At 69.8% G+C, this 19,204-nt stretch carries 23 protein-coding genes and 1 tRNA gene; 17 read left to right on the top strand and 7 right to left on the bottom strand.

Features of this window, described 5'->3' with window-relative positions; all coding sequences use genetic code 11:
* Window positions 1–204 precede the first annotated feature (204 nt).
* A complete protein-coding gene (locus V6U79_RS24920; protein ID WP_334616030.1) occupies window positions 205–1,917 on the top strand; it encodes a GmrSD restriction endonuclease domain-containing protein in 1,713 nt (570 codons plus the stop codon).
* Window positions 1,918–2,820: 903 nt separating this feature from the next.
* Here the strand turns inward: V6U79_RS24920 and V6U79_RS24925 are convergent.
* Window positions 2,821–4,329 (bottom strand): peptide deformylase, encoded by a 1,509-nt coding sequence (locus tag V6U79_RS24925; protein ID WP_334616031.1) that lies wholly within the window; start codon window positions 4,327–4,329, stop codon window positions 2,821–2,823.
* A 117-nt stretch (window positions 4,330–4,446) separates the two neighbouring features.
* A complete protein-coding gene (locus V6U79_RS24930) occupies window positions 4,447–4,812 on the bottom strand; it encodes a GntR family transcriptional regulator (RefSeq protein ID WP_334616032.1) in 366 nt (121 codons plus the stop codon).
* Window positions 4,813–4,956: 144 nt separating this feature from the next.
* On the opposite strand from V6U79_RS24930, the gene V6U79_RS24935 reads away from it, so the two are divergent.
* The 10 genes from V6U79_RS24935 (at window position 4,957) to V6U79_RS24980 (ending at window position 12,300) form a co-directional block, all read left to right on the top strand.
* Window positions 4,957–5,355, top strand: coding sequence for a transcriptional regulator (locus tag V6U79_RS24935; protein WP_334616033.1), 399 nt, complete (start codon window positions 4,957–4,959; stop codon window positions 5,353–5,355).
* A gap of 94 nt (window positions 5,356–5,449) precedes the next feature.
* Window positions 5,450–5,614 (top strand): hypothetical protein, encoded by a 165-nt coding sequence (locus V6U79_RS24940; RefSeq protein ID WP_334616034.1) that lies wholly within the window; start codon window positions 5,450–5,452, stop codon window positions 5,612–5,614.
* Complete coding sequence (locus V6U79_RS24945; RefSeq protein ID WP_334616035.1) at window positions 5,614–7,260, top strand: FtsK/SpoIIIE domain-containing protein; 1,647 nt, start codon at window positions 5,614–5,616, stop codon at window positions 7,258–7,260. The genes V6U79_RS24940 and V6U79_RS24945 overlap by 1 nt, the downstream gene beginning before the upstream one ends.
* Window positions 7,257–7,565 carry a spread protein gene (locus tag V6U79_RS24950; protein ID WP_334616036.1) on the top strand — a complete coding sequence of 103 codons (309 nt, stop codon included), beginning with the start codon at window positions 7,257–7,259 and terminating at the stop codon, window positions 7,563–7,565. Before V6U79_RS24945 ends, V6U79_RS24950 begins: the two co-directional genes overlap by 4 nt.
* Before the next feature lie 31 nt (window positions 7,566–7,596).
* Window positions 7,597–7,785, top strand: coding sequence for a hypothetical protein (locus V6U79_RS24955; RefSeq protein ID WP_334616037.1), 189 nt, complete (start codon window positions 7,597–7,599; stop codon window positions 7,783–7,785).
* Window positions 7,782–8,402 carry a hypothetical protein gene (locus V6U79_RS24960; RefSeq protein WP_334616038.1) on the top strand — a complete coding sequence of 207 codons (621 nt, stop codon included), beginning with the start codon at window positions 7,782–7,784 and terminating at the stop codon, window positions 8,400–8,402. The genes V6U79_RS24955 and V6U79_RS24960 overlap by 4 nt, the downstream gene beginning before the upstream one ends.
* Entirely contained in the window at window positions 8,399–8,839 is a 441-nt protein-coding gene (locus V6U79_RS24965; protein ID WP_334616039.1) for a hypothetical protein, read from the top strand. Before V6U79_RS24960 ends, V6U79_RS24965 begins: the two co-directional genes overlap by 4 nt.
* A 220-nt stretch (window positions 8,840–9,059) precedes the next feature.
* Window positions 9,060–10,796, top strand: coding sequence for a replication initiator (locus tag V6U79_RS24970; RefSeq protein WP_334616040.1), 1,737 nt, complete (start codon window positions 9,060–9,062; stop codon window positions 10,794–10,796).
* Window positions 10,797–10,807: 11 nt separating this feature from the next.
* On the top strand, window positions 10,808–11,083 hold the full coding sequence (locus tag V6U79_RS24975) for a helix-turn-helix domain-containing protein (protein WP_334616041.1): 276 nt from the start codon (window positions 10,808–10,810) through the stop codon (window positions 11,081–11,083).
* Window positions 11,083–12,300, top strand: coding sequence for a tyrosine-type recombinase/integrase (locus V6U79_RS24980; protein ID WP_334616042.1), 1,218 nt, complete (start codon window positions 11,083–11,085; stop codon window positions 12,298–12,300). The genes V6U79_RS24975 and V6U79_RS24980 overlap by 1 nt, the downstream gene beginning before the upstream one ends.
* 57 nt (window positions 12,301–12,357) lie before the next feature.
* Here V6U79_RS24980 and V6U79_RS24985 read toward each other — a convergent pair.
* Window positions 12,358–12,432: transfer RNA gene (locus tag V6U79_RS24985), tRNA-Val, on the bottom strand.
* A 95-nt stretch (window positions 12,433–12,527) separates the two neighbouring features.
* On the bottom strand, window positions 12,528–13,103 hold the full coding sequence (locus V6U79_RS24990) for a TIGR02611 family protein (RefSeq protein ID WP_334616043.1): 576 nt from the start codon (window positions 13,101–13,103) through the stop codon (window positions 12,528–12,530).
* Window positions 13,104–13,397: 294 nt separating this feature from the next.
* On the opposite strand from V6U79_RS24990, the gene V6U79_RS24995 reads away from it, so the two are divergent.
* Window positions 13,398–13,829, top strand: coding sequence for an SsgA family sporulation/cell division regulator (locus tag V6U79_RS24995; protein WP_007457244.1), 432 nt, complete (start codon window positions 13,398–13,400; stop codon window positions 13,827–13,829).
* 104 nt (window positions 13,830–13,933) lie between these two features.
* On the opposite strand, the gene V6U79_RS25000 is transcribed toward V6U79_RS24995, so the two are convergent.
* Entirely contained in the window at window positions 13,934–14,710 is a 777-nt protein-coding gene (locus V6U79_RS25000; protein WP_334616044.1) for an SDR family oxidoreductase, read from the bottom strand.
* A gap of 163 nt (window positions 14,711–14,873) precedes the next feature.
* Here V6U79_RS25000 and V6U79_RS25005 point away from each other — a divergent pair, with 163 nt between their 5' ends.
* The 4 genes from V6U79_RS25005 to V6U79_RS25020 all read left to right on the top strand — a co-directional run bounded on the left by V6U79_RS25005 (window position 14,874) and on the right by V6U79_RS25020 (window position 17,243).
* Window positions 14,874–15,794: a helix-turn-helix transcriptional regulator gene (locus tag V6U79_RS25005; RefSeq protein WP_334616045.1), complete on the top strand. Its 921-nt coding sequence runs from the start codon at window positions 14,874–14,876 to the stop codon at window positions 15,792–15,794.
* Window positions 15,795–15,801: 7 nt separating this feature from the next.
* Window positions 15,802–16,257 (top strand): RrF2 family transcriptional regulator, encoded by a 456-nt coding sequence (locus tag V6U79_RS25010; RefSeq protein WP_334525108.1) that lies wholly within the window; start codon window positions 15,802–15,804, stop codon window positions 16,255–16,257.
* Between the two features lie 161 nt (window positions 16,258–16,418).
* Window positions 16,419–16,598, top strand: a complete 180-nt coding sequence (locus V6U79_RS25015) for a DUF4236 domain-containing protein (RefSeq protein ID WP_208569874.1) — start codon at window positions 16,419–16,421, stop codon at window positions 16,596–16,598.
* 126 nt (window positions 16,599–16,724) lie between these two features.
* A complete protein-coding gene (locus V6U79_RS25020) occupies window positions 16,725–17,243 on the top strand; it encodes a potassium channel family protein (protein WP_334525111.1) in 519 nt (172 codons plus the stop codon).
* Here V6U79_RS25020 and V6U79_RS25025 read toward each other — a convergent pair.
* Both V6U79_RS25025 and V6U79_RS25030 read right to left on the bottom strand, forming a co-directional pair.
* Window positions 17,203–18,108 carry a hypothetical protein gene (locus V6U79_RS25025; protein WP_334616047.1) on the bottom strand — a complete coding sequence of 302 codons (906 nt, stop codon included), beginning with the start codon at window positions 18,106–18,108 and terminating at the stop codon, window positions 17,203–17,205. The two genes, V6U79_RS25020 and V6U79_RS25025, sit on opposite strands and share 41 nt — an antisense overlap.
* 25 nt (window positions 18,109–18,133) lie before the next feature.
* Window positions 18,134–18,655, bottom strand: coding sequence for a VOC family protein (locus V6U79_RS25030; RefSeq protein ID WP_334616048.1), 522 nt, complete (start codon window positions 18,653–18,655; stop codon window positions 18,134–18,136).
* Window positions 18,656–18,704: 49 nt separating this feature from the next.
* Between V6U79_RS25030 and V6U79_RS25035 the strand changes: the two genes are divergently transcribed.
* Window positions 18,705–19,166 (top strand): MarR family winged helix-turn-helix transcriptional regulator, encoded by a 462-nt coding sequence (locus V6U79_RS25035; protein ID WP_334616056.1) that lies wholly within the window; start codon window positions 18,705–18,707, stop codon window positions 19,164–19,166.
* Window positions 19,167–19,204: the final 38 nt, after the last annotated feature.

Consider the following 19,204-nt stretch of genomic DNA (forward strand, 5'->3'; position numbering starts at 1 on the left):
GACAGAACCATAAGGCGCGCCTGCCTTGGCTGACGGTGCCGAAGCCCTGATGGAGGGCATGCAGCTCGGTGCCGACGCGGTGCTCCTGCCAGTCAGCGACGTTCAGTCAAGCTTCTCCATCTTGGGCACTTGACCCGCAAGCTGACATGCAGCAGCATTGACGGACGTGTCCTATTGCCTCGCTCGGTCAGGATTGATTAGTCGATGAGCGATCTCACAAGCTACCCCATCCGGAAGCTCTTGGACCACATCTACGGAGGCCAGATTAGGATTCCCGCTTTCCAGAGAGGTTTCGTGTGGGATGCAGATCATGTTGCCCATTTCCTCGACAGCATCTACAAGGGCTATCCTTTTGGCTCACTGCTCTTCTGGCTAACGCAGGAGAGGCTGACGTCCGAGCGTAAGCTTGGGCCGTTTACCTTGCCTGCACCCCAGGATCGTTATCCGATTACTTATGTGCTCGATGGGCAGCAACGAGTCACTTCATTGTTCGTGACGTTTCAAACGGAGTTCGTGCAGCCTCACGATCCTGAATGGCGCTCGGTCTATTTTGACTTGTCGGCTCCAGAAAACGTTCAGCAATCGCAGTTCGTGGCCCTCCGACCGAACGAGGTGGACCAGGCGGCTCATTTCCCTCTGAACTCACTCTTCGATTCGGTTTCATACAGGCTAGCTTCAGCCAGGTTCGTGCATGAACGCGAGATACGCAAGATTGACAGGCTGCACAGTGTTTTCAAGGAAGCTCAGCTGCCCATCCAAATGATGGAAACCGAGGACCGAGCTACCGTAGCTATCGTATTCGAACGCATCAACCGGATGGGTGTCGAACTTACGACCTTAGAGCTTCTTTCCGCGTGGACATGGAGCGAAGAGTTCGACCTCAGAAATAAGCTTGAACAGCTGCAGGAAGAGCTGGAGGACTTCGCCTTCGGCGACATCGGCGCCGACCCCAACTTGGTTCTTAGATGTTGTGCGGCCATTCTAAAGGGTGACCCGTCGGTCGAAGTCCTTATGAACCTCGATGGGACAGAGATTCGGGACAACTTCGAAAGGGTCGAGAACGGGATAAAGGGTGCGATTGAATTTCTTAAGAAGCAGCTAAAGGTTGCCACGATCAAAACCCTTCCGTATCCGCTCATGCTCGTACCGCTGAGCGTCTACTTCGCCGTCCCAGGTGCGGCCCTGCGGGTGACGCCTGAGGAAGAGGTTGCGGCATTACGGCGATGGTTCTGGCGATCGTGCTTTTCTGAGCGCTATAGCGGTCAGTCTGTGCGCGCCGCTAGGGCGGATGTGGTTGAAATGCAGAAGCTTCGCGAAGGGGCAGCAAACACGCTCGGCCATTTCGCGGTAGAAATCGGGGATTACTTTTTCCTCTGGACAGATTTTCGGATCAACAGTGCGAAAACTGCTACGTTCGTAACGATGCTCGCTCAGCTCAATCCTCGAAGCTTTATTTCTGGAAACTTCGTTGACTTAGATCGGGTGCTACAGGCTTACAACAAGGCTGAGTTCCATCACATCTTTCCGCGCGCATTCGTAGAGAATGAGCTGCCCGAGGCGCGCCACAGTATCTTCGTTAATTCGCTCGCAAACTTCTGCTTTCTGTCTCGCGCAGACAATAACAAAATTCGGGCAAGCGCACCCTCCGAATATCGCAAGCTCATGCCTAAAGATGAGGTGACGCTTAAGGAGATTCTAGACTCCGCTTGTGTCAGCCCTGTCCTCTTCGCAGATGACTTTGAAGCATTCATTGTTAATCGAACGAAGACACTAATCGAAAAGGCCTACCAATTGTGCGGGATTGAGCCGGAGTCGAGGCAGAGACATGGAAGGGCAGAGACGCCTGACATGACCTTCGTGCGGCCCCGACTGGTGGTTGAAAGGCGGGCAGAAGCAGCGGGAAGTGATACGCCCTGACGGACGTAGAGGTTTCCCATTGATGCCATCCCGTCTGCCGCCGACCCACACTCCGTGGAGTGGGCCAGGGCCAGGGTGACAAGGTGGAGCGCCCTGCCGGACGTACGACCTTGTCACCCTGGCCCTGGTCTGCTCGGCTTGCCTGGGTCGGTGGTAGACGGGATGGCAGCTCCTCAACCACCCACCCACCGGAACCGTTCGGCAACTCCATCTCGGAGTCGTTTGGCCCCCGCCGGAGGCAGCTCTAACCCCGACCCTTCCTCGCCTCTCACCTTCTCCCCAGCCTCTTCCTGTCTGGTCCTCGGGGAACTCGACCGGGAGACAGGTGCGGATGAGAGCGCTTGCGGCGCCGCAGGGGATGGCGTCAGCGGTCCCGGGGATCGTTCGCCAACTGGTCGCCCGACGCGTCGCACAATCTGCTGCGCCTCCGGAGCGCTGGGAACGGGTGAGGGAATGTCTGCCGAGCCTTCTGGCCCCGAGACTGGTCACCGGACACACTGACTGATCCAGGGGCGACGCGCGGGGCGGGGCGTGGTTTGCGGGCCGGCTGACTTTCCGCCCCGGCGCCCGTGGGCGCCGGGGCGGCGGCTCCGCAGGAGCCGGTTGCCGCGCCCCGACCCGCGCCGCGCGGAGCGCCTTGATCTAGTACAGGTCAATTCGGCAACAGATCACCGGCAGCTCCGAGCCGACCGCGGCCAGCACGACAACAACCTGCCGCCCGACAACTTCCGCCCGCAGCGACCACGCAACCCCGGCGCCGTACCGGCATCCGCTCGGCACAAGCTGCCTCGGACCGATCCGCCAGCCCGAGACGGCTTCCTTCCGTTGCCCCGGCGCGTCTTCGGCCTGCGCCCTCTACGGCGCTTCGGCCACCCACTCCAACCTCTCCCCCGCCCCCTGCCCTTACTGGGACCAGGGCTTACCGGTGCCCTTGTACTGCGACACGGGGATGGGGGACACGCCGTCGCGCATCTTGGCGCGGTAGAGGATGCCGTACACGTGGTCGATCTCGTGCTGGACCAAGCGGGCCACTCCCCCGGTGAAGGCGGTGATCCGAGTGGTGCCGTCGACGTCCTGGTGCTCGACCTCGATGCCGTGGGGCCTGGGCACCATCCCTCGGACGTCAAAGAAGCTCAGGCATCCCTCGTACTGCTCGTCGGTGTCGGCGGTCTCTGCGATCACCCTGGCGTTGAGCAGCGTGATGATCTGACCGTCGGGGGTCCGCACAAGACTGGCGTTCCGGCTGATACCGATTTGCGGCGCAGCGATGCCCATGCCCTTGGCGAACTCGTGCACCTGCGCGGCCTGCTCCATCATCGTGGACAGTTGCGCGATGACCCGCCGGGCATCCTCCGACTCGGCGGGCAGGTCGAAACGGCGGGCTTCGGTGGTAAGGATGGGGTCGCCCTCCTGCACGATCCCGACCTGCTGCATCCGGTCGCTCGGGGTGAGCGTGTCCACCTGGTCCTCCTTCTCGGTTGCTGCCTTGAAACGCCACGCGATACGGAAGCGCGTGTGCAGGGGCGGCTCGGTCGTTGCCCAGGTGAACGTGACGTTCTCCCCGTCGCTCTCCCTCGTGATCGGCGTACGGAAGGCGGACGGCTCCGCGGTCATCGACGTTTCCGTACCCCACACGACGGGGTCGAGGGCTGCCGGAAGGGTTAGAGACAGGCTCAGCCGTCGAGTGGGCAGCCGGATGGCGCGCTGCCACCATGGGCCCCACTTGTGCGCCGAGACGGTGTAGACGTACTCGATCCATCGTTCTTCGCCCGGATACAGCGGGAAGCGGCCGTCCTGGTTCTCGAACTGCAACCAGACCTCTTTGAAGGCGTCCCGATCGTGCATGATCGTCCACGCCATCGACTCACCCGCGCACCATGCGGTCAGGTTGATTTCCGCCCAGGTGAGCGGGTCGTTCCGGTACAGGTGGTTCGACCGCTCGGGATCGCCGGGGTGACGATCAACAGCGATGCGTACCAGGTACCGGGTGACCGGCTCGCTGCCGATGTTGCGTAGCAACCGCCGCACTCGGGTGCGGTACACGCCGTCAGCCAGTGTGAGTTCGGCGTGCTCGTGCTCCACGACCAAGTCGGTGCCCGGCGCAGTCTGGGGATCAGGTACAACCGCCTCGGGTCGACGCTGGGAGGGTGCCGGGTGAACCTGCGTCGCCGCGTGCAGCTCGCGCCAGCGTCGGATGAGCGCCTGCCCCGCCTTCAGTCCTCGGTCGGCGCTCTCCGCGAAGTCTCGGCTCGGGACGATGGTGCCGCCTTCGACCTTGCTGACGTACGACGGGGTGTAGCCGACCAGACCCGCGAGAGCCTTCTGCGAATAGCCGGCGACCTCGCGCCAGTGGCGCAGTTCCGCGACGAAAGCGGCGTGCTCCTCCGACAGCTGCTCCCGGTCCTGATTCACCGACGGTCCTCCCGTGGCCCTGTGAATGGAATGAACGGCGGTTGATCGCTGGTCACCCTGTCGGCAACCGGTTCTCACCGGCTGTCATGGCTACATGCCAAAGACAGCAAGCGAGGCTCAACGCTTGGTACGGCGAGAGCCCTCCAACGCAGCAACCCGGGCCTGTAGGTCCGCCAGGTCCGCGCTCTGCTTCTCGACAACGTCCGCAAGCTCAGCCAGGCGACTGGACACGTCTGGCGCCGACCGTCGCTGGTCCACGACGAAGACTCCCCGCCCCTGCCAGGACTCGACCAGCCCCTCATCACGGAGCAGGCCGATCGCCCCGGTGACGGTCATCAGCGCGACCCCGTACTGCTTCGCCAGCTCCCGGCCGGACGGCAGCCTGGCGCCCGGCTCGTACTCGCCGTTCTGCACCGCGCGCCGCAGGTCATCCGCGATCTGCACGTACGGAGGCCGCGGGTCGTTCGGGTTTACCTCTCCCACGCCGACAGCTTACCCAGAGCGACCTAGAACTCCCGCAAGGTCGATCAATGGCTGAGGCTAGACTGATCTAGATCGCACTAGTACAGTCTATTCCAGTTCAGACGGTTACCGCCGTCGAAGACGCATCAACAACAGGAGGTAGCGATGGCCCTCAGGGGTGGCACGCGGTTTGCGGTTCCGTTTGAGGCGGTGTTCCCGCACGGGTGCGTGTTCGTGCCGGACTCGATCGCGGAGGCGCAGGACTTCAACGAGGCGACCCGGCAGCGGACGCCGTCGAAGGACAAGCTGACGGGTCAGCGGGTGTGGCAGTGCCGGGTGATGGACATGGACCCGGAGCTCGGATCGCGGTCGCGTGAGGTGTCGATCAAGATCCTGTCGGATGTGCAGCCGGTGCCGCCGGTGGGTCCGTTCCAGCCGGTGGAGTTCGAGAACCTGGCCGTGACGCCCTACGTGGGCAGCAACGGCCGGCTGGCGTACTCGTTCCGGGCGTCCGCGATGGTCGCGCCGAAGACCCTGGCCGAGTCGCGGAAGGCGGCTGCCTGATCTCACGTGGTGCGCGGGGCGGCCCATGCCCTAGGAAAGCCGGCCGCCCCGCTGCCCGATCCAAATCCTCTCGGCCTGGAAGGACAGGTCCATCATGTCAACTGTTCTGGACTGGACGCGCGGCGGTGGTGCCGGCGAGCCGTCCCCCTGCGTGATCTGCGGGAAGCCGGCGATCTGCCGCAGTCCCGCCGGTAAGCCGGTGCACAAGGTCTGCGCCGAGGCGTGGACCGAGCAGCGCACCCGCAAGGCGGTGGCGTGATGCGCGCCCCGCGGGTGAACTTCCGCCGGTTCCAGATCACTGCCCCTTGGCCGCTGGTCTGGACCTTCACTGCGGTGTTCCTGCTGGCTCGCCTCGCGGTTCTGCTGGCCCGGCTGAGTGTCGCCGCGGTGCGGCACTGGCGGGCTTGGCCTGTCGTCGCCCTCGTCCTGCTCGCCGTCGACGCCTACCGGGATCACGGCTGGTGGCCTCACCTCCTGGTCGTCATCGTCGCCGCTGTCTCGGGCATTGTCTGGTGGTGGCGGGGACGCGAGTCGTTCCACCGCCTGGTCGTCCTGCGCGCCGTCTCCTGCTGGCGACGGCTGTGGGTGTATCGGCGTCAGTGGCACGAGGTCATGAGCCTGTGCGGGCTGGTAAAGAAGTACGACGGCGGGGAGAAGGTTCCGACGCTGCTGTCGGTGCGCTGCACCTACGCCACCGACGAGCTGGTCCTTCGGATGCCTCGCGGGCAGAACCCGGAGGTCTATCACAAGGCCGCGCGGGACCTGGCCTACTCGTTCGGCACCCGCCACTGCCGGGTCTTCTCCGGCCGTCGCCAGGCACCTCCGCTGCGGGCCGGCCGGTTGGCGTGGCTGCTGCGACTGATCGACCGGGTCCGCTTCCGCGACCGCCCGCGTCACGTCTGGCTGGTGTTCATCCGCCGCGACCCGCTGACCCGGATCGTCGCCCCGCTACCCGTGCCGACCCGGCCGGACTTCGCTGCGCTGCCGTTGGGGCTGCGGGAAGACCTGGCCGTGTACTGCCTACGCCTCCTGGCTACCCATGTGCTGATCGGTGGGGCCACGCGGATGGGCAAGGGCTCGGTGATCTGGTCGCTCATCCGTTCCCTCGCCGCAGGCATCCGCTCCGGCCTGGTCCGGGTATGGGCCATCGACCCCAAGGGCGGCATGGAACTGGCCATCGGCCGGTCGCTGTTCTCGCGCTACGTCGATGACGACTGGTCCCGCATGGCTGACCTCCTGGACGACGCCGTCGCCCGGATGCGGGCCCGTCAGCAGATCCTGCGGGGCAAGGCCCGAGTGCACACGCCGACGGTGGATGAGCCGCTGATCGTCGTCGTCATCGACGAGATCGCCGCCCTGCTGGCCTACCTGCCCGACAACGAGATCCGCAACCGCATCGCACAGTCCCTCGGGCTGCTGCTGTCCCAGGGTGCCGGGCTCGGCGTCCTGGTGGTCGCCGCTACCCAGGACCCCCGCAAGGAAGTCGTCTCCGTCCGCGACCTGTTCCCGACCCGCATCGCCCTCGGTCTGACCGAGCGCGGCCACGTCGACCTGCTCCTCGGTGACGGCGCCCGCGACCGCGGTGCACTGGCCGATCAGATCCCCCTGTCGGGCAAGGGCGTCGCCTACGTCCTGCTGGACGGTCAGCCCGAACCGGCGCGGGTGCGTTTCTCCTTCATCTCTGACGACCTGATCCGCGAGATGGCCGCGACGTTCCCCGCCCCGGCCGACGCGCAGCCCGAGCCGATTGCGGCGCCGGCTCAACGCAAGCCCGCCAGGACCAACGGCAACGGCGGGCGCACCTACCGGCCCACCCCGTCGAAGCAGTCGGCGCCGCTGCTGCCGCCGTCGCTGCTCAACGCCCTGGACCTCGACACCACCCCGAGCGGAGGTGACCCCCGATGACCGCCCACGATCTGCCCGAGTCGGCCCCGGTCCCCATGCCCTACGCCGACCAGCCCGACGACGCCCCCGAACCTCGCCGGTTCTACCGGCTGCGCGCCCCGCACGTCGACAAGGCATCCGTCCCGGTCACCGTCCGGGTCACCCCTGGCGATGACCTCTACGTCGCCGTCGGCGCGGGCCGCCGCCGCATGTACCTGACGCCCTCGGAGGCGTGGGCGCTGTGGCGCTGCCTCTCCGAAGCCGTCGCCTCTACCGGTGAGCCGCCGGAGTGGATCCGCGTGCACATCACTCCCACCACCCGCTGACGCTGCCCGACCCGCAAAAAGGAGTCCCGTGATGGCTGCCCGTCGACTCACCCTGCGCCCGATCCGCCGCATCTGCCTCGACCTCAACCACACCGACCCCGACCAGACCTGCCCCTACTGCGCCCCCGACGCCCACGTCGACGCCATCCTCGACGCCGCCCTCATCCGCCACGCCCAGCTCGCCGCCGACGACGCCGAGATGTGGGGGTGGGCCGCATGAGCCGCCTGCGCAACGGTGACCGATGGGAAGCCGCCGCCCTGGTCGTCATCCTCCTGGCCGTCGGCGGGATGGCCGGGGCCGCGTCGTTCACCCACGTCAAGGACTGGACGATGGTCCACGCCCCGGCCGGGACCGGGGAGTGGTTCGGCTGGTCCAACGCGGTCATCTCCGAACTGACCCCCGCCGCGGCGCTGCTGGTGATTCGGCGGCGCCGCCGCCGTGACCCGCACGCCCCGGTGCTCTACCCGCTGTCGATCCTCGTCGCGGCGGTGGCGCTGTCTCTGGCCGCGCAGATCGCGGTGGCCAACGACAGCTTCTCCTCCCGGCTGCTGTCCTCGGTGCCCGCGCTGGCGTTCCTCGCCCTCTCCAAGCTCGTCCTCACCGGCGGCCCCGCCCCGATGAAGCCGGCCCCGGCCCCGGTCTCTGAGCCCGTCGACCTGGCCCCGGCCGACCTGCCCACCAACCCGGCCCCGGTCCAGGCCCCGCCCGCCACGGTCTACGTCCCCCCGACCCCGGCACCGGTCTCGACACCGGCTCCGGTGCGCTCAGCGCTCATCTCGTCCGCCGTTCAGACCCCCCGCAATGGTCAGGTTCTCGCCTCGGAGGTGATCCGATGACCCGCACCAAGCTCGCCCGCCAAACCCCCACCCGCCACCGCTCGAACGTCCTGGCCCGCCGGGTCGTCGGCACCCCCGCCGAGGTCGCCGCGACCGTCGCCCTGGTCCGCGACTCCGGCCGATTGCTGTCCATGACCCACCCCCACCAGATCCCCGGCACCGACCGCGTGACGGTCACCGTCCGGTTCCTCGACACCCCCGGCCCGGCCCCGGCCCCGGTGCGGCGGCTCCGTCGCGGCCACGTCATCGCCGCCGCCACCGTTCTGGCCGTGGGCGCCGTAGCCACGGTGGGCTACCTCGCCGTGCAGCTGGTCGACGCGGTCCGCGCGGCCGCCCCGCTCATCGCCGGGATCGTCCTGGTCCTCGTCGTCCTCGCCCTGCTGCTCCGAGGCAAGTCCGGGTGCACGGGGCTGCACTGCTCGGGCTGCAACCACTGACCGCCATGACCGGGTGGCCCGCCTACTGCGCCCGATGCCGTGGGTGGGCCACCGCCCTCATCGAAGCCGGCCGTCCCGGCACCGGCCGCTACCGCGCCGAGGTCGCCTGTCCACGACATGAAGCCGCGGCGCACCGCTGGGCCAGCCGCGTCGGCCCGTCCCGCTCCACCCCGCTCACTCCGACCCAACCCGCGCTGTTCGACCTTCCGGAGGTGACCCGTTGACCGCACTCACCTTGCCCGGCCTCACCCCCGGCAACGCCCCGCCCGTCGTCGTCCCGGCCACCGTCGATGCGCCGGCGGCTGGCTCCCGCGCTGCTCGCATGGCGCTGCCCATGTCCCGCCAGGTGCTGAAGGAGATGGCCGCCGAGTACGGCGTCTGCCTGCACCCGGTCACCCTGCGCCGCACCGACCTGCACACCGGCCAGACCGAGGTCATCGACCTGCCCTGCGGGTCGACTCGGGAAGACAAGTGCCCGCCCTGCGCCAAGCGTGCTCGGCGGCTGCGACAGACGCAGATTCGCGAGGGCTGGCACCGCACCGACGAACCCGCCCCCGGCCCCAACCCGGCCACCGACGCGCAACGGGAGTTGATCCTGCTACGCGGGCATCTGGAATTCGCCCGCGACGAAGCCCAACGCGCCGCCCAGTTCGACCAGCTCCCCGCCATCGACCAAGCCATCACCGAAGTCGAAGAAGCCATCGCCGCCGAGGGCCTGCGTGGTCAGGTCGCCCCACCCCACAACGACGGGGAGGAAGGCGAGCACGGTGGGCGCCGCAAGCGGTCCACCCGCCGCCGACAGGACGCCCCGGACCTGCCCCGCAAGAAGGTCGAGCCGCGCACGCTCGGCAAGGTCTACACCGCACCGGACGGCACCGAGCACCGGCCGTCCATGTGGCTGTCGCTCACCCTCGACTCGTACGGCCGGGTCCTGCCCGACGGCACCCCCGTCGACCTCGACACCTACGACTACCGCCGGGCCGCCTGGGACGCCGTGCACTTCGCCCGGCTGCTCGACCGGTTCTGGCAGAACCTGCGCCGGTGCGTCGGCTGGAACGTCCAGTACGCCGGCTGCGTCGAGCCACAACGTCGCCTCGCCCCACACGCCCACTTCGCCATCCGCGGCACCATCCCCCGCGCGGTGCTGCGCCAGGTCGCCGCCGCCACCTACCACCAGGTCTGGTGGCCCCCCGCCGACGAACCCGTCTACACCGTCGACCGGCCCCCGGTGTGGGACGGCGACCGCGGTGAGTGGATCGACCCCGACACCAACCAGGCGCTGCCGTCGTGGGCTGACGCCCTGGACCTCATGGACACCGACCCCGACGCGCAACCAGCGCACGTCGTCCGCTTCGGCGCCCAGGTCCACGCCGAAGGCGTCACCCCCGGCACCGTCCACGCCAACCGGACCATCGGCTACATCACGAAGTACATCACCAAGAGCGCGGCCGACTGCCACAAGACGGAGACCGACCGCCAGCGCGACCACCTCGACCGGCTCTGGCAACAGCTCCGGGTCACGCCGTGCAACGAGCGGTGCGCCAACTGGCTGCTCTACGGCATCCAGCCCAAGAAGGCCCACGGGCGCCTGCAAGCCGGGCGCTGCAAGGGCAAGGTCCACCAGCGCGCCACCCTCGGCATCGGCGGCCGACGCATCCTCGTCTCCCGCGACTGGTCCGGCAAGACCCTGTCCGACCACCGCGCCGACGCCCGCGCCTGGGTCCGCAACCTCCTCGGCGTCACCACCGGCGCCGACGACACCGACCCCGTCGACCAAGACGCCGCGCCCGCCTACGCCTGGGAACTCGCCCGCCCAGACGACCCCGACATCCCACCCCTGCAACACCGGCTACTACGGGCGCTGTCCCAACGCGCCCAGTGGAAGGCCGCACTCCTCGCCGCGAGAGATCGCGCGGCCACCACCGTCCACACCACCGTCGACCGCCCTACGTCCTGACCGGAGGAATCATGGAACGCGCCACCATCCCCACCGCCACTCGCCTGACCGCCGGCCCCGACCTACCCGGCCGGCTCCTGCGCAGCGGCGACAGCCGGGCCGTCTACTCCGTCCGCGAGGTCGCCCGACTGCTCTCCCTCTCTCTGGGCAGTACCTACGCCCTGGTCCGTGAGGGCGAGATACCCGCCCGCAAGCTCGGCGGACGCTGGGTCATCCCCAAGAAGCGATTCCACGACTGGCTCAACGAGACCACCGAGCAGGCCGACGGCCCGGAGGGGTGGGCCTGATGGGACACATCGTCAAGACGCCTGCGGGCACCTTCCGCGCCAACTGGCGTGACGCGAGCGGCCGGCAGAAGGCCAAGACCTTCCCGACCCGACGGCAGGCGGCGGCCTTCCTCGCCGAGACGGAAACCGCCATCGCCCGCGGCGGGTACGTCGACCCGCACGCCGGCCGTCTGCTGTTCGGGAAGTACGCGGAACGGTGGCGGGAGTCCCGCAACGACGAGCTGACCACAAGGGCGCGGGACGCCTCGATCCTGCGAACCCACGTCCTGCCTCGCTGGTCGGACGTGCCCCTGTCCCGCATCGATCATCTCGCCGTTCAGCGCTGGGTGACGGACCTCGGCACCCGTCGCTCCCCTGCCACCGTGGCCGAGTGCTACCGGCTGCTGTCGGCCGTCCTCCGCACGGCGGTTCGTGATCGGCTCATCGGCGCCGATCCGTGCGAGGGCGTCAAGGTGCCGTCACGGCGGAAGAAGGACACCGACGGGCGCGTGCTGTCCCGCGCGGATCTGGTCGCTCGGCTCCTGCCGGCCGTCCCTGACCGATATCGGGCGCTGGTCGCCCTGGCCGGCGGTACCGGGCTGCGGTGGGGTGAGTGCACCGGGCTCCGCTGGGAGTCGCTCGACCTGGCCGCGAAGACGGTCGAGGTGGTCCGGGTCGCCGTCGAGGTGGCCGGCACCGTCACGATCAAGCCGTATCCGAAGTCTCGGGCTGGCCGGCGGACCGTCCCGGTGCCTGACTTCGCGGTTGACCTGCTGGCCGCCCATGGTGAGGCGTTCCCGTCTGGTCCTCGCGGTGAGGTGTTCACCAACTCGTCCGCTGGCCCGCTGCGTCGAACCCTGTTCCGGGCTCGCGTCTGGCGGCCGTCGCTCGTCCGCGCCGGGCTGCTCGGAGACGTGAGCCGCCTGGGCCACTTCAAGTGGCGAGCAGCCTGGATCGACCTGGAGGGCGTAAAGCGCACCGCGGAGTTCACCACCGAACGGGACGCGGTCGCGCATGTGGCGAAGATGGCGCCGAGCGGACTCCGCTTCCACGACCTGCGGCACTCGTACGCGACGGAGCTGGTGTCGCGGGGCGTCCCGGTCAACGACGTCCAGGCGGTGATGGGCCACGAGAAGCCGTCAACGACTTTGAACCTTTACACCCATCGGTCGGACGGGCGGGATCAACGCATCCGCGACGCGTTCGCTGACGATCCGCTGACGCCCAACGACAACTGACGATGGAATCAGCAAGAGCCACCCTCTTCCGAGGGTGGCTCTTCTGCGTTACTTCAATGGTGGGCGATACTGGGATCGAACCAGTGACCTCTTCGGTGTGAACGAAGCGCTCTCCCGCTGAGCTAATCGCCCTCAGCGACGATGACTCTACCTGATCGTGGGACCGGACCGGAAATCCGGGGTCCGCGTGCCGCGGGCGACCCCCGGAGCACCCGATGATCGGCAGCTCAGTTGGTGGCCAGGTAGTGCAGCAGCCGCGCCACGAGGTCGATGCCGAGGCTGTACTTGAGCGACAGCCACACCACGACCGCGACGAAGACCAGGCCCACCGCCCCGAGCACGAACCGGACGGGCAGTGATTGGGTGGTCACCCACCGGGTCCAGGCGTGGACGTGTCGCCGGGTGAAGGCGAGCAGCCGTCGCGCCCAGTGGAACTCGACCGCCCAGATGGCGAGTCCGCCGATGACGATCAGCCAGCCCGGCCCGGGGAGCGGGATGAGGGCGATACCGACGGTGACGACGAGGGCGCCAGCGATGGCAATGAAGATCTTCAGCGCGATCCGACCGGTGGGGTTCGCCCGGATGAGGTCGAGGGTGGTCCGGACCCGTCCTCGCCACCCGGTGAGGCGCCGCTCGGCGAGCGCGACGCCGCTGGCGCCAGGACGGGGGCCACGGCCCTGGTGGGCGCCCCCCGACGCCGGCCGTCCGTCCCGTTCGTGTCGCTCCATCGGCACCCCGTACCCCCGCCTTTCGGCTGCTAGGACCCCTACTTTCGGTGATTCGGTCGCCCTCGACGCATCCATTGAGGAACGGTTGGTGACCATTTCACCCCTCAGTGTCGCCCCGGCCCGTCACTACTGCAGACCACTGGACGTTACCGGAGTAAGTCGACGACTGAACCACCCGACTTCGGGCGGGCCCCCGCACTGGGCAGAACCGGAAATCCTACAAGAATTCTCACATTCTCGCGGCGTTTCCGACCCCCTTCCCACCACTGGGTGAAGTCAGCGTATGGCGGAGCGTAGCCAGAGGTAGCACCTGAGTATGGGAAAAGCGGGACACGCGCGTTCCGCAGCGGTGCCGGGGGGAGAACGTCCATGAGTGTCATCCGACCGACGACCGTAGAGGTCGAGACGTCGCTAAGGCTCGTCGCACCTGACGCCACCGCCTTGCCGGTGCGTGCCAGCCTGCGCTACGACCCTGCTGACCCGTATGCGGTCCATGTCCTGTTCCACGCCGAATCCGCCGGCGGTGAGGCCGTGAGCTGGTCCTTCGCCCGCGAACTGCTGGTCACGGGCCTCGACGAGCCGGCCGGCATCGGCGACGTCCGGGTCTGGCCCTGGGCCACCCCGCGCGGCGACTTCGTCGCGCTCGCGCTGTCGTCGCCCGACGGCAACGCTCTCTTCGAGGTGCCGCGCAGCGTCCTGGTGCGCTTCCTGCGGCGGACCTACGTCGTCGTCCCGCGCGGCCGCGAGGCCGAGCACCTGGACGTCGACACGGCGGTGAACCGGCTGCTCGCCGGTCGCTGACCAGACCGAACCGGGGCCGCGCGGATCTGCCGAGTCCGCGCGGCTCCGGCTACACGCTCAGGTACGCCCGAAACCGTGCGCCCCGCACCGTTCGCCGGGGGCGCTCAGCCGTGCGTCGTGATGCCGCCGTCCACCGGGATCACCGCGCCGGTGAGGTACGCCCCCGCCCGGGACGACAGGTAGATCGCCGTGCCGGCCATGTCCTCGGGCCGGCCGATCCGTCCCAGCGGCACCTGCTGCTCGATCGCCGCCCGGGACGTCGGGTCGTCCAGCGCGAACGCCATCATCCTGCTCTCGAACGGGCCCGGGGCGATCGCGTTCACCGTGATGTGCTCGCCGGCCAACTGGTGGGCGAGGCTGCGGGTCAGCATGTGCACGGCCGCCTTGGTCGCCGAGTACGCGTACACCTCCATGAACGGCACCCGGAGCCCGTCGACCGAGCCGATGTTGATCACGCGGGCCGGGTCGTCGGGGCTGGCCGCGGCGCGCAGCGCCGGCAGCAGCGCGGTGGTGAGCCGGAAGACCGCCTTGACGTTCACCGCCCAGAGCTTGTCGAAGGCGCTCTCCGGGTACGCCTCCAGCGGCGCACCCCAGGTCGCCCCGGCGTTGTTGACCAGCACGTCGAGCCGGTCGCTGCGCGCGCGGACGGCGGCGGCCAGCCCCTCGGCGCCCGCGTCGTCGGCCAGGTCGGCGGGGATCGCCTCGCAGCGCCCCTCGGCGGAGAGCTCCTCGGCCACCGACTCGCACACGTCGGCCTTCCGGGACGAAATGATCACGTGGGCGCCGGCCCGGACGAACCCTCGGGCGATCATCAGCCCGATCCCCCGGGAACCGCCGGTGACCAGCACCGTCTTGCCGTCGACCGCGAACAGGTCCGTCATGCCCATCTCCTCGCCGCGCCGGCTGCCTACCGCTCGGTAACCTAGCCCGGCCCCGGCGGCCGGACAACCCTCGACGCGACGCCGGCCCGCGCGTCGCCGGGGTGGCGGCGGAAGTCCCGTCGCCGGGATGCGACCGCCCGCCCCGCCGGTTACCGTCGACCGGATGGTCCCTTCCGGTCAGCTCTCCCCGGCCCGTAACGACCTGCCCTGGTCCGAGATCGCCCTGCTGGAGCTCGGCGACCTCGCCCCCGAGCCCGGGTGGCGCCGGCCGGTCCTGCTCGACGCGGACCTGCTCGTCCTGGTGACCGGCGGCCACGGCACCGCCGAGCTGGACTTCCGCCCCCTGCCCTGCCGCCCCGGCACCCTGCTGCGCGCCCACCCCGGGCAGGTGCTGCGCTGCACCGCGCCGCTCGACGCGACGGTGGTGCGCTGGCACGCCGACGCGCTGCGCGGCCTGGACGTCGACCCGGACGCCGTCCCGGCCCACCACCAGCTCGCCGGCGAGGACGAGGACGCGGTGATCAACGAGGTGAGCCAGCTGGCGGTGGACACCCGCCGGCACCGCGACGACCCGGCCGCCCGCGGCCTGCTCCGCCACCAGCTCGCCGTGCTCCTGCTCCGGCTGGCCCTGCTCCCGCGCGGCGGCGCCCGGGGCGGGCAGGGTGCGCCCGGCGACGCGGATGTCCCGCAGCGGGCCGAGCTGGCCACCTTCCACCGGCTCTGCCGGGAGGTCGAGCGCGGCTACCAGCACACCCGCCGGGTGGAGGACTACGCCGCCCGGTTGGGCTGCTCGGTGCGGACCCTGACCCGGGCCTGCCTGGCGGTGACCGGGCGCAGCGCCAAGCAGGTGGTGGACGAGCGGGTCGCGCTCCAGGCCAGCCGGCTGCTCGCCGCCACCGACGAGCCGGTGGCCCGGATCGGCCGCCGGCTCGGCTTTCCCGAGCCGACGAACTTCGGCCGCTTCTTCACCCGGGAGGTCGGGATGAGCCCGGGCGCGTTCCGGGCCGCCCGGGACCAGCCGCCCGCGCGGATCGTCCGGCCGCGCCGGCCCACCGACGCCCCGGTGCGTGAGGGCCGGGCATGATGGCGGGGTGCAGATCTCCGCGCGCGGCGAGTACGCGGTACGGGCGGCCCTGAGCCTGGCCACCGCGTACCCGTCGCTGCTCTCCACCCAGGCGATCGCCACCGAGCAGGACATGCCCCGCAAGTTCCTGGAGGCCGTCCTGGCCGACCTGCGCCGGGCCGGGATCGTCCGGGCTCAACGGGGCGCGGAGGGCGGTTACACCCTGGCCCGACCGCCCCGCGAGGTCACCGTCGGGGCGATCCTGCGCGCCGTGGAGGGCCCGCTGGCCGGCGTGCGCGGCCTGCGCCCGGAGGAGACCAGCTACGACGGCGCGGCGGAGAACCTGCCCCGGCTCTGGGTCGCCGTGCGGGCCGCCGTCCGGCAGGTGCTCGACGAGGTGAGCCTGGCCGAGGTGGTCAGCGGCCGGATGCCGGCGCACGTGCGGAAGCTGACCGCCCTGCCGGACGCCTGGGAATCCCGCTGATCAGACCGTCGGGCTTCGTCCGAGGTCCGGCGGCATCGACCGGATCCGGGGCGCCCGACACCGTCCACTGCGGAACGGAAGCAGGTTTCGTGATTTCCCCGTCCGGGCATGTTCGGAACCGAGACAGCAGGGCATTACGGGGAACGCGAAGGGAGCCCACGATGGGTCTGATGTTCCGCAAGCGCAAGAAGTACGGGCCGATCATCCTGAACTTCACCGAGAACGGCTTCTCCTCGTGGAGCATCAAGATCGGTCGCTGGTCCTGGAACTCGAAGGCCAAGGCGCACCGGGTGGACCTGCCGGGGCCGCTCTCCTGGAAGCAGGACAAGTCCCGGGCATGACGTCCCGACGTCGAGCGGGGTGCCGGTGGTTCACCGGCACCCCGCTCGACGTTCCGCCGGCCGTACGACGTGCCCCGCTTCGCCGTTTCCGGCCTGGCCGCGGCGTCCCCGTCGGACAATCGCCGGATGGGCGGCAACCGACGGGACCGACGGCACGCGCTGGTGGTGGCGGCACTGCTGCTTCTCGCCTACTTCCTGGTGCCGGTCCAGGCCGACCCGGACACCACCCGGCTGGTGCTGCGCTCCACCGCCGCCGCGCTACTGGTGGCCACCGTCGCGCTGCTGGTCACCCGGCAGGTACGCCGGCAGCTCACCGCCGCCGCGCCGCGTGGTGAGTCCGAGGTCCGCTCGCTGATCCGGCTCTCCGTCGCCCTGTTCGCGGGGCTGCTGACCTTCGCCCTCGCCGACTACGTCGTCGCGATGAGCCGGCCCGACGAGTTCGCCAACCTGGACACCCGGATCGACGCGCTCTACTTCGCCCTGGCCACTCTCACCACCATCGGCTACGGCGACGTGCACCCGCAGGGGCAGATCGCCCGGCTGGTGGTCTGCGCGCAGATGGCCTTCAGCATCGGGGTTATCGCCACCGGAGCGTCCATCGTGGTCAGGCAGTTGACCGAGCGTCCGGGGCAGGGCCGGGGCTGATGGTCACGTCGCCGCCGAGCCGGCCGTGCTCCGGGTCGCGGCGCAGCACGCCGGCCTGGAGCAGGGTGTCGAGGGTCCGGACGGTGTCGGCGGCCCGGTAGACGGTCGCGGTCAGGGTGTGCCGGCGCAGCTCGGTGACCGTACGGGGGCCGGACCGGTCCAGCTCGGCGAGGAGTTCGCGGCGCAGCGGCCCCGGCTCGGGGTGCAGGGCGATCTCCAGCAGCCCGCCGGCCGGGTCGGCCGGGTCGCGGTAGCGCACCCCGGCGAACTCGTCGGCCTCCCAGAGCGCGTCCTTGAACGCCTCCAGGCTCTTGTCCAGTCCGGTGCCGAACGCGAGCAGCCGGGCCGGCGAGCCGTCGGCGGGGACCAGCTCCACCTCGGTGACGAGCGGGAAGCCGGCCGCCGTCAGCGCCGGGCGCAGCGTCGCCGGGGCCGGGCAGGTGACCAGCAGTTCGGCCGGGCGGCCACCGGCCGCGGCGGCCAGCACGGCGGGGTCGGGCAGGACGCCGTCGACCAGGGTCAGCAGCGGCGCGCCGGCGGCCCCGGCGGCCTTCAGGGTGACCGGCAGCCGGCTCGGATCGCCGGGCACCACGTGCACGGCGACGTCGGCGGGCAGGGTCGCCTCGACCGCGCCGAGCCGGGCCGTCAGCTCCGGTCCCCCGCCGGCCAGCACCAGCACGGTCAGCCGCCGGCCGCGCAGCCGGTCGGCGAACTCGGCCACCACCCGCAGGGCCGTCTCGGCGGTGCCGGGGTCGCCGGCGTACGCCAGCGCGAGGGTGGCCCGCCGGGAACGGTGCATCGCCCCCGGCAACCAGTGGTCGAGCTGGCGGACGAGCAGCTCACGCAGGACGGCGTCGGTCGACATCCTGCCGTTCTACCCTATGGCCGCCTCAGGCCGGGACGGAGATCCCCACCCCGCCGCGGGTCTGGCCGCCGTAGCGCCGACGCTCCCGGTCCAGGTCGAGCCGGCCGATCCGCTTGCGGGCGCTCAAAGCGGCGGCGTCGAGCAGGTCGGCCGGGACGAGCCAGACGATCTCGAACTCCAGCCCGTCGGGGTCCTGCCCGTAGAGGCTCTTGGTGGTGCCGTGGTCGGAGGTGCCGACCAGGGCGCCCGCGGCGGCCAGCCGGTCGGCGGTGGCGGCCAGCTCGTCCAGGGTGTCCACCTCCCAGGCCAGGTGGTAGAGGCCGACGGTGGCCCGGCCGGCCTGCGACCGCCCGGCCGCCGCGCCGATCTCGAAGAGGCCGAGGTCGTGGTCGTTGGTGGAGTCGGGCGCCTGGAGGAAGGTGGCGCCGCGGAAGCCGTCCGGGGTCATCGCGACCGGGCGGAAGCCCAGCACGTCCCGGTAGAAGGCGACGCTGCGGTCGAGGTCGGCGACGTAGAGCACGGCGTGGTTCAAGCGGTGGATTCCCATGGGTCGAGGCTAGCGCGGCTTGGTTGAGCGCTCAACTAGATGCCGTATGATGGTGCTCATGACCCGGTGGCTGGACCCTGACGAGCAGCGGACCTGGCGGGCCTTCCTCACCGCCTCCCGGGCGCTGATGGAGACCCTCGACCGCGAGCTGCAACGCGACGCGGGCATTCCGCACGCCTACTACGAGATCCTGGTCCGCCTCTCCGAGGCGCCGGGCCGGCAGCTGCGGATGAGCGAGCTGGCCGAGACGACCGGCTCCTCGCGGAGCCGGCTCTCGCACGCCGTCGCCCGACTGGAGACCGCCGGCTGGATCCGCCGGGAGGAGTGCCCGACCGACCGGCGCGGCCAGGTCGCCGTGCTCACCGACGCCGGCTTCGACGCCCTCGCCGCCGCCGCGCCCGGTCACGTCGAAGGGGTACGCCGTCACCTCTTCGACGCCCTCAGCCCCGCCCAGGTCGACCAGCTGCGCCGGATCAGCGAGAGCCTCACCGACCACCTGACCGCTTCTTGACCAACTTGCGCCCGGGCAAGGGTTGTACTTACCGTCGC

It is taken from the genome of Micromonospora psammae (assembly GCF_036902725.1).
GTDB lineage: Bacteria > Actinomycetota > Actinomycetes > Mycobacteriales > Micromonosporaceae > Micromonospora.